Origin of the sequence: Flavobacterium magnum, assembly GCF_003055625.1 — a bacterium.
Lineage (GTDB): Bacteria > Bacteroidota > Bacteroidia > Flavobacteriales > Flavobacteriaceae > Flavobacterium > Flavobacterium magnum.
The window spans coordinates 968739-983946 of sequence record NZ_CP028811.1 but is presented as its reverse complement, the minus strand read 5'-3'; the positions used below and the strand labels follow the sequence as shown (position 1 = coordinate 983946).

Genomic DNA, 15208 nt, shown 5'->3' with positions numbered 1-15208 from the left:
ATAAATAAAAAATTAATTATATTTTTACCATATCCACAACATTTTAAACTGCAATTATGAACTCACAATTTACAAAGATCGTCAGGATAGTGCTGGCGATAATCCTGATCGCGTTTGGACTGAACAAGTTGCTTCCTTCCCCATTTATCCCACTGCCTGCGCCGCCTGAAAAAGCGATGGCTTTCCTGACTTCACTTGGCGAAACCGGCTATGTACTTAAAATGGTGGGCAGTATGGAAATCCTCATAGGCCTGTTGCTGATTTTTAAGAAATGGGTGCCTTTTGCATTGATACTGCTTGTGCCAATTTCGCTCAACATCCTGCTGTTTCATTTGTTCCTCGACGCGTCAGGCATTGCCGGAGCCATCATTGTGGCAGTGTTGAATGGAATTTTGATCTACAAACACTGGAAAGCCTACAAGCCACTTTTTAACTAATTCGGAAGTCGTTTTTGCCTATTTTTACGCAGCCAAAATTTCAATCTATGAAAAAAACATTTCTAATGATGGTTGCTACTTCTGCCATTACGGCCCATGCACAGGAACCGATCGCGTATCCGAAAACCGAAAAAGGCCCGATAACCGATACTTATTTTGATACCAAGGTAAGCGATCCGTACCGTTGGCTCGAAGACGACCGTTCAGAAAAAACCGCAGACTGGGTGAAACGGCAGAACGAAGTCACTTTCAATTATTTATCCAAAATCCCTTTCCGCGATGCCATACGCGACAGGATGGAAAAATTGTGGAATTACGAAAAAATATCGGCCCCGTCGAAAGAAGGGAATTATACCTACTATTACAAAAACAACGGCCTGCAAAACCAGAGCGTGCTGTACCGCAAGGATAAGAGCGGCAAAGAAGAAGTTTTCCTCGACCCGAACACCTTTTCGAAAGACGGCACAACCTCATTGGTCACCGTAGCTTTTTCAAAAGACGGATCGCTGGCGGCTTATTCAGTTTCTGAGGCCGGAAGCGACTGGAATAAGATTACCGTCATTGATGCCGTAACGAAAAAGAAACTTGAGGAAGAGCTCGTCGACGTGAAATTCAGCGGGATTTCGTGGCTGGGCACGCGCGGCTTTTATTACTCAAGCTATCAAAAACCGAAAGGGAGCGAGTTGTCGGCGATGACGGACCAGCACCGGTTGTATTTCCATCAATTGGGCACGATGCAGAAACACGACAGGATTGTATTCGGGGATAAGGACAAAAGGCGCTACGTGGGCGCCAATGTTTCGGAGGATGAAAAATACCTGATCATCAGCGCGGCAAACTCAACTTCGGGCAATGAATTGTACCTGCAGGACATCAGCGCCCCGAATAACCCGATTGTGCCTGTCATCACAGGATTTGATACTGATACGGACTATCTCTACAATATCGGTACAAAACTTTACCTGACCACAAACGACAATGCGCCTAACAAAAAAGTGGTCATGGCCGATGCCGCCGCACCCCAACGCCAAAATTGGAAGAACCTGATCCCGCAATCTGAATTCGTGCTGTCCCCGTCAGTGGGCGCGGGCTATATTTTTGCCAATTACATGAAAGATGCCATCACAATCATAAGGCAATACAGTTTCGACGGCAAAGTGATTCGCAATGTGGAATTGCCCGGATTGGGTACGGCGAGCGGTTTTGGAGGAAAGGAAAAGGATACCGAATTGTATTATTCGTTTACCAATTACACTACGGCAGGTACCATTTACGCCTACAACCCGAAGACCGGCGAATCGAAGATTTATGACAAGCCGAAAATTGACTTTGATGCCGGCCAGTATGAGTCAAAACAGGTTTTTTACAAATCCAAAGACGGCACAAGCGTCCCAATGATCATCACCTACAAAAAAGGCACGCCGCTTAATGGCAAAAACCCGACGATGCTGTATGCCTACGGCGGATTCAACGTAAGCCTGACTCCGGCTTTCAGCATCTCCAATGCGGTATGGCTCGAAATGGGTGGCATATACGCCGTAGCCAATTTGCGCGGCGGCGGTGAATACGGCAAACAATGGCACGACGACGGCACCAGGATGAACAAGCAAAATGTATTCGATGATTTTATCGCTGCTGCAGAATACCTGATTGCCCAGAAGTATACCTCGCGTGATTTCCTGGCGATAAAAGGCGGGTCAAACGGCGGGCTGCTCGTAGGCGCGACAATGACGCAGCGACCTGACCTGATGAAGGTGGCTTTGCCTGCAGTTGGGGTAATGGACATGCTGCGCTACCACACGTTTACGGCCGGTGCGGGCTGGGCCTACGATTACGGCACAGCACAGGATTCAAAGGAAATGTTCAACTACCTTAAAAAATATTCCCCGGTACACAATGTAAAGTCAGGCGTTAAATATCCGGCGACACTGGTAACCACAGGAGACCACGATGACCGTGTCGTGCCGGCGCACAGCTTTAAATTTGCCGCCGAACTGCAGGCGAAGCAAACCGGGAATAACCCCGTCCTGATCCGGATTGAGACCAACGCGGGACACGGAGCCGGAAAACCGGTTTCAAAAACGATTCAGGAAGCTGCAGACCTACAGGCGTTCACCCTATTCAACATGGGCGTAAAGCCGTCGTTTAAATCCTGACACCATGAAATAAGATCCCGGTACTCCCGGGATTTTTTTATAGAAGGAAATACCCCAGCGTTATCGAGCCGTAAATGAAGCCTTTCACGCCATCGTTCTTAGGTTCCTTCCCGCGGTATACAAATATGTAGGCAAGATCCCAGCGGCCTTTCCGATATTTAAGGCCGGCTTCCGCATTGAAACGAAAGGGTACGACCTGAAAAGTCACCGGGCTGTTGTCTGCGAACATACTGCCTTGTATCGTGGCGTCATACAACTGGTAATTCAGGTGCGGCGCAAGGAACAGGTAAAATTCCTGCTGCCGGTCAAAAGCATCCCGGTCCCGGTCTACTGAAGCGTGGTACATGTTCGATTGGTGCATCGGCAAAAGCGGCCTGAGACTGAGCCTGGACAAGATCCCGATTGAAAGGCCTGCATTCACGGTACCTGCCTTTACCTCTGCCGAAGCATACAAATCATGGTAGGGACTGCTTAGTTTGTTCAGGATTTTATAAGTATAGGATCCATTGAGCTGGAGCGCGAGCGCATTCCTGATCTGGTGTTCCCAGCCTTCTACGGCCACATAGCCGAAAGTATTGTGAAAAAACTCCTGCATGTCCCGGCCAAACGCATTCGGGCCCACATATCCGGCCTGGAAATCAAGTTTTAACACCGATTCGTTTTCGAAGAAAATGTGCCTGCCGTAACTCCCGAACAGGTAGCCCGCGAAAGGCCTGTCGTTTCGAGAAATCTCTGCAGCACGGATGTTGTAAGGATTGTAGATGTATTGCCCGATCCGAAAATCATTAATCGATTTGCGGATGGTTGCGGTTTGCTTTTTAGCCGGGTAGCGGTAAAAAATCTCAAAGCCGTTCGTGTAATACCGGTCACTGACGGTAGAGACATACAGGTCGTTGTCGAGTACCAACCCGATTTCAGCCGGGGATTTTTGGCCGTATTCAAAGATCGGAATGAAGAGAACCGGAACTAAAAGACTTTTAATAATCGAGTTTACCGACATAGCGCATGTGATTGATGATCCGGCTTTTGCGCCTTTCGATTTTCGATGAGGAGTTGCTGGCCTTAAATTTTCTTGGATTGGGTAATATCGCGGCGATACCGGCCGCATCACGCTTGGACAAATCGTCGGCTTTTTTCCTGTACCAGTATTGCGAAGCCGCTTCCACGCCATAAATGCCGTCGCCCATCTCGATGCTGTTCAGGTAGACTTCCATGATACGCTCTTTGCCCCAGATCAGTTCGATAAGCACTGTGAAATAGGCCTCAAATCCTTTGCGGATGTAGCTTCGGCCCTGCCAGAGAAATACGTTTTTTGCGGTCTGCTGTGAGATGGTGCTGCCGCCGCGCAGCCGTTTTCCCTTTTCATTGTTTTTCATGGCTTTCTTCATCGCCTTGAAATCGAATCCGTTGTGTTTGAGGAATGTCGCATCCTCGCTTGCAATGACGGCTTTCTGCATGTTGATGGAAATATCTTCGATGGGCACCCAGTCGTGTTTGCAGACCATCTCCCTGCCGTCCCATTTCTGCTCGATGCTGCGGGTGATCATCAGTGGCGTAAACGGCACCGGGACCCATTTGAATACAATAACCGAAAAAATGCTAAGCCCGAAAAACCACAGCATCACTTTCAGGATCAGACGCATGGCCTTGCGCAGGCGCGTCTGTTTTTTGGTTGACGCCTTTTCTGCTCCCTGCTTTGCCGGTTTTCGTTTTGTAATTTTTGTTGCCATCTATACTAAATCTGCTAATTCCTTACCTACGAGGCTGCCAATGGCCACGCCCATACCGCCAAGACGAACGCCACAATAGACATGATCTGTCAATTGGGAAACTATCGGGTTCTTGCTGGCGCCCATGCCCATAATACCACTCCACCGGTGTTCAATCTGCACGTCGCGGCCCGGCAAAATTACTTCTTTCAGGAGTTGCTCCAACCGATCCTGAATTTTTTCAGTCAGGCCGAACCCGGTCGTACATTCCCCTTCAAAATCGAGGTTCCTGCCACCCCCGAACAGTATCCTGTCGCCGAAATTCCTGAAATAATAATACCCTTTGTCGAAATGGAAGGTTCCGCGCAGGTCGAGGTCGGGAATCGGTTTGGTAATTAAAACCTGTGCGCGGGCAGGTTTTACAGCACCGTCGGTCAGCGCCGAAGCAAATCCGTTGGTGGCAAACAACAACTTTTTGGGAAAAAAACTGAAATCGCCCAAAGCCACTTCCACACCATTTGTTTTCTCATGATAAGCGGTGACGGTTTGCCGGTTCAGGATCTGTATGTCCGCGGAAACGGCCAGCTTTAACAGTGCCTGCATCATATTACCGGTATCAATCTGCGCCTCAAATGGGTTGAAGAACAGGTATTCGTTCGTCTTCCCGAAACCGAATCGGTCAACGACCCTGGAAAACACCTCGGTTTTAAAAATGGGAGACAGGATCTCATTGATGAACGGCATCCTCGCCTGCGCTTCAGAAAATCCACTTTCATCGTCTTCGGGAAACAACTCATAGCCACCGTACGGCCTGAAATCAAGGATGCTGTCGCCGAGCGTTTTGCGCAGCCGCTGCAGGCCTTCCCATCTCCGTCTTATGAGTTCAATCACTTCCTGTTCGGAATGGCTCTTTAGATCCTCTATAATTTCCGAAAGGCTGCCGAAACATGCAAATCCGGCATTTTTTGTACTGGCGCCCTGCGGCAGTACGCCTTTTTCAAGTACAAGGATTTTACTTTGCGGAAAGCGCTCGCGCAGCGAGAGTGCGGCATGCAGTCCGACAATCCCGCTTCCGACGATGGTGTAATCGACGTCTGTAAACCAATTTTTGATTTCCCAGTAACTGAAATCCATCTGCTCAATTTTTTTGTAAAAATAGTCGTTTTGCGCTTCTTCCAAGCGCAGGGACTGAAATTAAAAAACGTTACATTAATGGCAATAACAGCGCGACATTTGTTAAATAAATAACTTTTGTTGAAAATTTTGTTATAAAATTTATTTTGGAAGTGATTTAAAATTTTATATTTGGTTGTTAAAATTTTATTAATACCCCAAACCTAAACTAAATTATTTATGAAAAACAAACTACTCTCGATTGCCTTTCTGGTAATCTCCGGTTTTTCGTTTGCGCAGTCTGGCAAAGTCTGGCAAAATACGGTTCGGAAAGCTGATGCGGCTATTGTCGAAAACAAGACCAACCTGTCTAATCCCAGGCTGTTCTCACTCGACATAAACCAATTAAAAAATTCGTTAACGGGAGCCGGCAACAGGGGATCCTCCGGACAGTCGGGCGTGGTGATTTCACTCCCTGATGCTGACGGCGCGATGGTGCCATTCCAGGTGTACCTGAATTCCAATATGGAACCCGGACTTGAGGCGAAATATCCGGATATCAAATCGTACATCGGTATCGGCATTAATGATGCTTCGATGACCGCCTATTTCAGCGTGTCACCGCTTGGTTTCCAGAGCATGGTGCTGTATGCGGACAAGTCGGCCACCTTTATCGAACCTTATACCAAAGACCTGAGCACCTATGCCGTTTACCGAAAATCGGACAAAATCGGCGGTTTAGGACGGTTTGAGTGCCGTGTGATTGAGAAAGTAAAGAATGAGGTACAGCCATCCACCCTGAGACCAAATGCCGATGATGCCATGTTAAGGACGTTCCGTCTGGCGATGTCCGTTACCGGTGAATATACGGTATACTTTGGCGGGACCAAAGCGCTGGCTCTGGCTGCCATCAACAACACGATGACGCGTGTCAACGGTATTTTCGAGAAAGATTTTTCAGCCAGGATGGTGTTGATTTCCAATACTGACACCGTGATTTATACCAGTGCTTCGACAGACCCATATTCTGCAGCCACTGCAGGTGCCGGCGGGGCCTGGAACCAGGAACTACAGACTACATTAACCAATAACATCGGCAGTGCCAACTACGATATAGGACACCTTTTCGGTGCATCTGGTGGTGGGGGTAATGCAGGATGTATTGGTTGTGTCTGTACCAACCCTACCGCGTCTGTTCCATTAGGAAAAGGAAGCGGATTTACATCCCCTAACGACAACATCCCGTCGGGTGACAATTTTGATGTGGATTACGTAGCGCACGAAATGGGTCACCAGTTCGGTGCGAACCACACCTTTACGCACAGTAACGAAGGCACAGGAGTTCAAATGGAACCGGGGAGCGGATCTACCATTATGGGCTATGCAGGAATCACGGCTGTAGATGTCCAGCCACATTCTGATGCCTATTTCCATGCGGTGAGCATCCAACAGGTTACCAATAATATCAAAGCGAAAACCTGTCCGGTAAGCACCGCTACTGGAAATGCCATCCCGACTGTCAATGCCGGAGCGGATTACACCATCCCTAAAAGCACCCCCTTTATGCTGACCGGTGCAGCAACAGATGCGAATGGCGATACCCTCACCTATTGCTGGGAGCAGTTCGATTCCCAAAGCAATGCCACAGCGCCGAATGCTACAAAAACCAGCGGTGTAAACTACCGTTCTTACAACCCTACAACTTCTCCGGTAAGATATTTTCCAAGGATGGCGTCCGTGCTGACCGGCGCGACAACTACTGCCGGAACAGAATTGACCGTAGAGGCTTTGTCATCAGTGGCAAGGACACAGAATTTCAGGCTTACTGTGCGTGACAACCGTGCAGGCGGTGGCGGAAACAACAGTGATGATATGGTCGTAACTGTAAACGCCACAGCGGGACCATTTGCGGTAACGGCTCCAAACACAGCGGTTTCATATGTAGGCGGTTCTTCCCAAACTGTGACCTGGTCTGTGGCCGGGACGACCGCAAATGGCGTAAACTGTGCCAATGTAGATATCTTATTGTCTACAGACGGCGGGAATACCTGGAATACACTATTGGCTGCCACTCCAAACGACGGAACAGAAGCGGTAACAATCCCAAACACCCCCGGGACAACCAACAGGATTATGGTAAAAGGAAGCAATCACATTTTCTTTGATGTGTCTAACACGAACTTCACCATCACAGCCGGCTCGACAGATACGACCGCACCAACAGCCCCAACGTCATTGGCGGCTTCAGGCACCACCCAGACCACCACGAACCTTTCATGGACCGCTTCAACCGATAACGTCGCGGTAACGGGTTACGATGTGTATCAAAATGGTGTATTCAAGGCAACGGTAACGACAACCTCGTACGCCGTCGCAGGATTGACCGCTTCTACTGCTTACGCTTTTACGGTAAAGGCGAAAGATGCCGCAGGAAATGTTTCAGCGGTAAGCAACACGGCAAACGTGACGACTTTAGCCAATGCAGACACTACAGCACCCTCTGCTCCAACGGCACTTGCTGCTTCGGGAACCACTTCAACTACAACGAACCTTTCCTGGACTGCTTCTACTGATAATGTAGGGGTAACAGGCTACGATGTATATCAGGGTGGCGTGTTCAAGGCAAATGTCGCTACAACTTCGTATGCTGTAACAGGATTGACACCATCCACTGCATATTCTTTCTATGTGATCGCAAAAGATGCTGCAGGAAATGCTTCTGCTGCAAGTAACACCGTAAACGTGACAACTTCTTCAGTAGCGGTTTCGTATTGCGCTTCCCAGGGAGGCAGCGTTGCCGATGAATTGATCGGTCGTGTACAATTAGGAACCATCAACAACCCTTCAACAGGAGGTACAGGTTACACTGATTTTACTGCGATATCCACGAATCTTTCACAAAATACTGCGTATACCATCACTGTGACGCCAACCTGGACAGGCAGCGCTTACCCTGAAGCGTACAGCGTATGGATTGATTACAATAAGGATGGAGATTTCATTGATGCCGGTGAGCAGGTTTGGACGTTAGCCGCTTCAACTACAACCCCTGTCAGCGGATCATTTACAGTCCCGGCCGCCGCTTCAATAGGCGCGACAAGGATGAGGGTTTCCATGAAATACAACGGCATCCCAACAGCATGTGAGGCATTCTCTTATGGACAGGTTGAAGATTATACTGTAAATATCCAGGCCGCTTCCGCAGATACTACTGCGCCGTCTGCACCGACTTCACTTGCTGCCTCAGGAACGACACAGACAACCACTAATCTTTCATGGACCGCTTCTACTGATAATGTAGGCGTAACGGGTTATGATGTCTATCAGGGAGCTACCTTAAAAGCGACGGTTGCCACAACAACTTATGCCGTAACCGGACTTACTGCTGCAACTGCTTATACTTTCTCTGTAAAAGCAAAAGATGCCGCCGGAAATGTTTCTGCATCGAGTAACGTAGTGAACGTGACTACGCTTTCAGCCACAGCGACTTACTGTACCTCACAAGGCAACAGCACTGCTGATGAAAAAATTGGCAAAGTGGTTTTCGGAACCATCAGCAATACTTCGACAGGCACGGCGGGTTATGAGAACTTTACGGCGCAGTCGACCAATGCGGTACGTGGAACGGCGTACACCATTACCATCACGCCATCGTGGACGAGCACCGTCTACAGCGAAGGGTATGCTGTATTTATCGATTACAATCAGGATGGCGACTTCATTGATGCCGGCGAAACCGTATTTACCAAAGCGGCCTCTACCGCGACTCCTGCGTCAGGAAGCATCACGATTCCGACTACCGCTACCTTAGGCACTACAAGAATGCGGGTTTCGATGAAATACAGCGGAATCCCTACAGCCTGTGAAGCGTTCTCTTATGGACAAGTAGAGGATTACACTGTAAACATCACGTCTACTGCAAAAGGAATTGAAACTGACGAAACACCTTCAATGGCTATCACCCTGTATCCAAACCCTGTAACAGGCGGGCAACTGAACGTTTCTAACGTAAAAGATGGCGCTGATTTCCGCGTAGTCAATACATTAGGCCAACAGGTCGCAAAAGGTAAAATTGCAAACGGCATGGTCAATGTGTCGAACATCAACTCAGGAACCTACCTTCTCGAAGTGAATGTCGACGGACAAACCACCGTAAAGCGATTCATCAAACAATAATAGAGTGGGTTAAAAGTGAAAAGGCTGTCCTTCGGGGCAGCTTTTTTTATTGTAATAAATCCTTACTTTTAAGGCTCGAAAATCAAACACAATGAAAAAACTCCTTTACCTGATATTGATCATGATAAGCGCAAAAGCTGCCGCACAAAATGTAATGACTCCCGAGTTGCTTTGGAAACTTGGAAGACTGACGCCGATGGGCATTTCCGCAGACGGAAAAAGCATTGTCTATAAAGTGTCCACCCCTTCCGTTGAAGAAAACAAATCCAATTCAAAATACTATACCATTCCTGTAAACGGTGGCAATCCCATTGAAGTTACCGACTATAAATCATTGATAAAAGACAAAAATATTTCCGCCGATGGGAAATACATGGTATACAATGAAGAAGTGAAACTTGCCAATGTCCATGGAAAAGATTTCTATCCTGAACTCGACAAATCCGACGCACAAATTTATGACGGTCTCGATTACCGCCATTGGGACACGTGGAATGAGGGCAAATACAACCATGTGTTCTACAAGGAAAACAAGGAGGGTGCGGCAGGAACCGACATCATGAAAGGCGAAACCTATGATTCCCCGCAAAAACCTTTTGGAGGTGACGAAGATTATATCTGGTCGCCTGATGGCAAAAGCATCCTTTACGTTTGCAAGAAAAAAGCAGGCACGGCTTATGCCATTTCAACCAACACAGACATTTACGAATACAATCTTGCCACAGGTAAAACCACCAATCGGACCGAAGGCAATTTAGGCTATGACACCAATCCACAGTTTTCCCCTTCCGGAAATTTAAGCTGGCTGCAAATGAAACGCGACGGTTATGAAGCAGATAAAAACGACATTGTCGTTGATTTCAAAGGCATCAAGATGAACCTGACCGCCAATTGGGATGGCACCGTAGAAAGTTTCCTGTGGAGTCCTGACGGAAAGAAAGTTTATTTTCAGGCACCTGTAGACGGTACTTTACAACTGTTTGAAGTCAACTTCCCGGGGCTGACAAAGATTGCCGTCACAGTAACACAAGTTACCAAAGGTGATTTCGATATCTCAGGCCTTGTAGGTTTTTCCGGAGATAACATTATCGTGACCCGTACGGACATGAACCACGCCGCCGACCTGTTTTCTTATGACTTAAAAAAGAAAGCCTGGAAACAGCTTACAAACGTCAATGAATCCATTTATTCAACGCTTTCCCTTAGCAAAACTGAAAGACGCTACGTCACAACCACCGACGGCAAAAAGATGTTGGTATGGGTCATCCTGCCGCCAAACTTTGACGCTTCTAAAAAATACCCCACCTTATTGTACTGCCAGGGCGGTCCGCAATCTCCGTTGACGCAATTCTATTCTTTCCGCTGGAACTTCCAGCTGATGGCGGCCAACGGTTACATCGTGGTGGCACCAAACCGCCGCGGTATGCCCGGCCACGGTGTCGAATGGAACGAGCAGATTTCAAAAGACTGGGGTGGACAGGTGATGCGAGATTACCTTTCCGCGATTGATGATGTGGCTAAGGAGTCCTATGTAGACAAAACTCGTTTGGGCTGTGTCGGCGCAAGTTATGGCGGCTACTCCGCGTTTTACCTTGCCGGTATCCACAACAACCGCTTTAAGACTTTTATCGCCCATGATGGTGTGTTTAACACCCAAAGCATGTTCGGCACGACAGAGGAAGTATTCTTTAACAACTGGGATTTTGGCGGTGCGTATTGGGAAAAGGACAATGCCGTTGCACAAAAAACCTACAACGAATTTAATCCGGCCAACCACGTCGGCAAATGGAACAAACCAATCCTGATCATTCAGGGCGGCAAAGACTTCCGTGTCCCGATCGGGCAGGCGCAGGAAGCGTTTCAGGCGGCACAGTTGCGCGGCATTAAGAGCCGTTTCTTATACCTTCCGGAGGAAAACCATTGGGTACTGAAGCCGCAGAATGCCATTGTTTGGCAAAGGGAGTTTTATAAGTGGCTGAAGGAAACGCTGTAGTCACGACCGAATACTGTTTCATCGGGCGCGCCCCCGTTGCGGAACCTGCCTACTTGCCGGAACGCATCCCCGGCAACCGGGTCAGGCTGTCCGCTGTATCTTTTTTTCGTCGCCCGGAACGCTTTGTTTTGTAACCCTGAGGGAACAGATGGGCTCCTCAAAAAAGGATGCCGCTTCCATCCTTCGCGCTGGCAACAACTTCAAATGAAAATGATGCCATTTTTAACCTGACAATGAATAAAAAAACCCGCCTTACAGCGGGTTTCATTATTTATGCAGGTTCTTCCATTTTAAAATCATCCATAAATGCCGTCGTATAATCTCCGGCGACATATCTCGGATCATCCATCAATTGCCTGTGGAACGGGATTGTCGTCTTGATGCCTTCAATCACGAATTCATCCAAAGCCCTTTTCATTTTGTTGATGGCCTCCTGGCGTGTCTGTGCCGTCGTGATCAGTTTCGCAATCATCGAATCGTAGTTCGGCGGAATCGAGTATCCGGCGTAAACGTGAGTATCCAGACGTACACCATGTCCGCCCGGAGCGTGCAGCGTGGTGATCTTGCCCGGCGACGGACGGAAGTCATTATAAGGATCTTCCGCATTGATCCGGCACTCGATAGAATGCAGTTGCGGCAGGTAATTCTTTCCTGAAATCGGCACACCGGCAGCTACGAGTATCTGCTCGCGGATCAGGTCATAATCAATCACCTGCTCGGTAATTGGGTGTTCAACCTGAATACGGGTGTTCATTTCCATAAAGTAGAAATTGCGGTGCTTATCGACCAAAAATTCTACCGTGCCTGCACCCTCGTATTGGATAAATTCTGCCGCCTTGACAGCCGCTTCCCCCATTTTCAGACGCAGTTCATCGGTCATGAACGGTGACGGTGTCTCTTCGGTCAGTTTCTGGTGCCTTCTTTGTACTGAGCAGTCCCTTTCAGACAAGTGGCAGGCTTTTCCATAAGAATCTCCTACAACCTGGATTTCAATATGGCGTGGTTCTTCGATCAGTTTCTCGAGGTACATGCCATCATTACCGAACGCGGCAGCTGACTCCTGACGGGCGCTTTCCCATGCCTTGAGCAGGTCTTCTTCTTTCCATACCGCGCGCATCCCTTTTCCTCCACCGCCGGCTGTAGCTTTGAGCATGACTGGAAAACCGAATTCCCTTGCCAGTTTCAACGCCTGCTCGTACGATTCCAGGATGCCGACTGATCCGGGTACGCAAGGCACGCCTGCGGCAATCATCGTGGATTTGGCGGAAGCCTTATCACCCATACGGTCAATCATTTCAGGACTTGCCCCGATGAACTTGATGCCGTGTTCCTGGCAGATTTTCGAAAATTTTGCATTTTCAGAAAGGAAGCCGTAGCCGGGGTGTATCGCATCAGCATTGGTGATCTCTGCGGCAGCGATGATATTTGACATTTTAAGGTAGGACAGGTTGCTTGGCGGCGGCCCGATACAGACTGCCTCATCGGCAAATTTTACGTGAAGGCTTTCCGCGTCAGCAGTAGAGTATACGGCGACGGTCTTGATGCCCATTTCCCTGCAGGTCCTGATTACGCGAAGCGCGATCTCGCCGCGGTTTGCTATAAGTATTTTTTTAAACATCTCTTTTGAATTAGATAATTAGACAATCAGGTCATTAGATAACAATGCGATTCCCGATTTACAAGGTAAAATCTGAAATCTGCATTCTAAAATCTAAATTCTTTAAGATGGATCAACCAGGAATAGCGGCTGGTCGAATTCTACCGGAGACATATCGTCTACGAGTATTTTTACGATCTTACCTGACACTTCCGATTCGATTTCGTTGAAAAGCTTCATCGCTTCGATCACACAAAGCACATCGCCTTTTTTGATCGCTCCGCCGACCTCAACAAATACCGGCTTATCCGGAGACGGTTTGCGGTAAAATGTCCCAATAATTGGCGACTTGATTGTAATGTATTTCGAAGATTCGTCAGCGGCGGGAGCCGGGGCAGCCGGAGCGGCAGGGGCAGCCGGAGCCTGTGGCAATTGTGCCTGCGGGGCAGCCTGTTGCAACATACCCTGCGGAGGCATCTGAACGTAAGTGGTTTCAGGAACACTTCCTTCCAAAGTGGTCTTAATGGTGATTTTTACATCGTCCATCTCCAGTTTCACTTCAGCAACTCCTGAATTGGCCACAAATTTAATCAGGCTCTGAATTTCTTTTAAATCCATAATATAATCGTTTTAGTTATCAGTTATCGTTTGTTTTAATATGCCCATTTTAAGTAGATCGACCCCCAGGTAAATCCGCCGCCGAAAGCCGCGAAAATCAGGTTGTCGCCTTTTTTGAATTTGTCCTCGAAATCACTCAGCAGCAGCGGCAAAGTGCCCGAAGTCGTATTGCCGTAACGGTGAATATTGACCAAAACCTTGGCCTCATCAACGCCCATCCTTGACGCCGTTGCATCGATAATCCTTTTGTTGGCCTGATGCGCCACAAGGAAATCCACATCGTCTTTTGACAAACCATTGCGCTGCATGATTTTCTCACTCACATCGGCCATGCCGGAAACCGCGTATTTGAAAACGGTCTTCCCGTCCTGAAACACATAATGCTGCCTGTTTTCGACCGTTTCCTTCGAAGCCGGAAGTATAGACCCGCCGGCATCAATTTTCAGGAATTCACGCCCGATGCCGTCTGACCTCAGGTATTCATCCTGGAGCCCGAGACCTTCCTGGTTTGGCTCAAATAAAACGGCACCTGCGCCATCCCCAAAGATGATGCAGGTGGCCCTGTCTGTATAATCAATAATCGATGACATTTTATCAGCCCCGATCAGCAGTACTTTTTTGTAACGTCCGGACTGGATGTAGGCGGCAGCGGTCGACATGCCGTAAAGAAACCCCGAACAGGCCGCCTGTAAGTCATAGGCAAATGCGTTCACCGCGCCAATCTGGCTGGCCACGTACACCGCTGTAGACGCCACAGGCATGTCCGGCGTAGTGGTGGCCACAATGACCATATCGATTTCGGCCGGGTTAATGTTTTTTCTGGAAAAAAGATTTTCTGCCGCTTTGATGGCCAGGTAAGAAGTGCCGAGGCCTTCCCCTTTCAGGACCCGTCTTTCTTTGATACCGGTCCTTGAGGTGATCCATTCGTCATTGGTATCCACCATCGATTCAAGCACCTGATTAGACAGTACAAAATCCGGGACATAGCCCCCAACTGCAGTAATAGCGGCTGTTATTGTGTTCATAGGGTTCAATTATTTTCTCTTGGAAACTGCCGTTTAAAAAGAGGTGGAAATTACGAAAAATTTTCTAAACCTGATGAAGTATTTTACCATCATGATTTGGAAACCGCAAGATCAACTCCAAAATATTAGGCAACAAAAAAACTCCCACCAGGTGAGAGTTCGTATTTTTTATACCGAAAAAGTATTAGGCAGCAGCAACTGATTTGTCAATAACAACCTGTCCCCTGTAATACATTTTCCCTTCGTGCCAGTAAGCCCTGTGGTACAAATGTGCCTCGCCTGTTACAGGACATGTAGCGATTGTAGCAACGGTTGCTTTGTAATGCGTTCTTCTCTTATCTCTTCTCGTTTTGGAGACTTTTCTCTTAGGATGTGCCATTTTAC

The 15208-nt window shown here is 48.1% G+C and carries 11 protein-coding genes; 4 read left to right on the top strand and 7 right to left on the bottom strand.

The window, feature by feature from the left end:
• The first annotated feature begins 56 nt into the window (after nt 1–56).
• Both HYN48_RS04035 and HYN48_RS04030 read left to right on the top strand, forming a co-directional pair.
• The gene (locus HYN48_RS04035; RefSeq protein ID WP_108369906.1) at nt 57–437 is read left to right on the top strand and encodes a DoxX family membrane protein; all 381 of its coding nucleotides are present in this window, start codon (nt 57–59) and stop codon (nt 435–437) included.
• Between the two features lie 47 nt (nt 438–484).
• Nucleotides 485–2593, top strand: a complete 2109-nt coding sequence (locus tag HYN48_RS04030; RefSeq protein WP_108369905.1) for a prolyl oligopeptidase family serine peptidase — start codon at nt 485–487, stop codon at nt 2591–2593.
• Nucleotides 2594–2630: 37 nt separating this feature from the next.
• On the opposite strand, the gene HYN48_RS04025 is transcribed toward HYN48_RS04030, so the two are convergent.
• From HYN48_RS04025 to HYN48_RS04015, 3 genes are read right to left on the bottom strand one after another with little or no spacing between them, the layout of a single operon-like run.
• Nucleotides 2631–3593, bottom strand: coding sequence for a lipid A deacylase LpxR family protein (locus tag HYN48_RS04025; protein ID WP_108369904.1), 963 nt, complete (start codon nt 3591–3593; stop codon nt 2631–2633).
• Nucleotides 3571–4323: a monofunctional biosynthetic peptidoglycan transglycosylase gene (gene mtgA / locus HYN48_RS04020; RefSeq protein ID WP_108369903.1), complete on the bottom strand. Its 753-nt coding sequence runs from the start codon at nt 4321–4323 to the stop codon at nt 3571–3573. Before mtgA ends, HYN48_RS04025 begins: the two co-directional genes overlap by 23 nt.
• The gene (locus HYN48_RS04015; protein ID WP_108373351.1) at nt 4324–5436 is read right to left on the bottom strand and encodes an NAD(P)/FAD-dependent oxidoreductase; all 1113 of its coding nucleotides are present in this window, start codon (nt 5434–5436) and stop codon (nt 4324–4326) included. It abuts the gene before it with no gap.
• 219 nt (nt 5437–5655) lie between these two features.
• Here HYN48_RS04015 and HYN48_RS04010 point away from each other — a divergent pair, with 219 nt between their 5' ends.
• Together HYN48_RS04010 and HYN48_RS04005 are read left to right on the top strand one after the other, a co-directional pair.
• The gene (locus tag HYN48_RS04010) at nt 5656–9591 is read left to right on the top strand and encodes a GEVED domain-containing protein (protein WP_108369902.1); all 3936 of its coding nucleotides are present in this window, start codon (nt 5656–5658) and stop codon (nt 9589–9591) included.
• A 91-nt stretch (nt 9592–9682) separates the two neighbouring features.
• Nucleotides 9683–11584, top strand: a complete 1902-nt coding sequence (locus HYN48_RS04005) for a S9 family peptidase (protein WP_108369901.1) — start codon at nt 9683–9685, stop codon at nt 11582–11584.
• 271 nt (nt 11585–11855) lie between these two features.
• Here HYN48_RS04005 and accC read toward each other — a convergent pair whose 3' ends face one another.
• The 4 genes from accC to rpmF form a co-directional block, all read right to left on the bottom strand.
• Entirely contained in the window at nt 11856–13202 is a 1347-nt protein-coding gene (gene accC, locus HYN48_RS04000) for an acetyl-CoA carboxylase biotin carboxylase subunit (protein ID WP_108369900.1), read from the bottom strand.
• A 102-nt stretch (nt 13203–13304) separates the two neighbouring features.
• Entirely contained in the window at nt 13305–13799 is a 495-nt protein-coding gene (accB, locus tag HYN48_RS03995) for an acetyl-CoA carboxylase biotin carboxyl carrier protein (RefSeq protein WP_108369899.1), read from the bottom strand.
• A 35-nt stretch (nt 13800–13834) separates the two neighbouring features.
• A complete protein-coding gene (locus HYN48_RS03990) occupies nt 13835–14824 on the bottom strand; it encodes a beta-ketoacyl-ACP synthase III (protein WP_108369898.1) in 990 nt (329 codons plus the stop codon).
• Between the two features lie 184 nt (nt 14825–15008).
• Entirely contained in the window at nt 15009–15203 is a 195-nt protein-coding gene (gene rpmF / locus HYN48_RS03985) for a 50S ribosomal protein L32 (RefSeq protein ID WP_108369897.1), read from the bottom strand.
• Between the last annotated feature and the right edge of the window lie 5 nt (nt 15204–15208).

Bases quoted from the DNA above. Each gene is read 5' to 3' on its own strand.
- rpmF (WP_108369897.1), bottom strand. From the start codon at position 15,203: ATGGCACATCCTAAGAGAAAAGTCTCCAAAACGAGAAGAGATAAGAGA.
- HYN48_RS04030 (WP_108369905.1), top strand. From the start codon at position 485: ATGAAAAAAACATTTCTAATGATGGTTGCTACTTCTGCCATTACGGCC.
- accC (WP_108369900.1), bottom strand. From the start codon at position 13,202: ATGTTTAAAAAAATACTTATAGCAAACCGCGGCGAGATCGCGCTTCGC.
- HYN48_RS04035 (WP_108369906.1), top strand. From the start codon at position 57: ATGAACTCACAATTTACAAAGATCGTCAGGATAGTGCTGGCGATAATC.
- HYN48_RS04010 (WP_108369902.1), top strand. From the start codon at position 5,656: ATGAAAAACAAACTACTCTCGATTGCCTTTCTGGTAATCTCCGGTTTT.
- HYN48_RS04025 (WP_108369904.1), bottom strand. From the start codon at position 3,593: ATGTCGGTAAACTCGATTATTAAAAGTCTTTTAGTTCCGGTTCTCTTC.
- HYN48_RS04005 (WP_108369901.1), top strand. From the start codon at position 9,683: ATGAAAAAACTCCTTTACCTGATATTGATCATGATAAGCGCAAAAGCT.
- accB (WP_108369899.1), bottom strand. From the start codon at position 13,799: ATGGATTTAAAAGAAATTCAGAGCCTGATTAAATTTGTGGCCAATTCA.
- HYN48_RS03990 (WP_108369898.1), bottom strand. From the start codon at position 14,824: ATGAACACAATAACAGCCGCTATTACTGCAGTTGGGGGCTATGTCCCG.
- HYN48_RS04015 (WP_108373351.1), bottom strand. From the start codon at position 5,436: ATGGATTTCAGTTACTGGGAAATCAAAAATTGGTTTACAGACGTCGAT.
- mtgA (WP_108369903.1), bottom strand. From the start codon at position 4,323: ATGGCAACAAAAATTACAAAACGAAAACCGGCAAAGCAGGGAGCAGAA.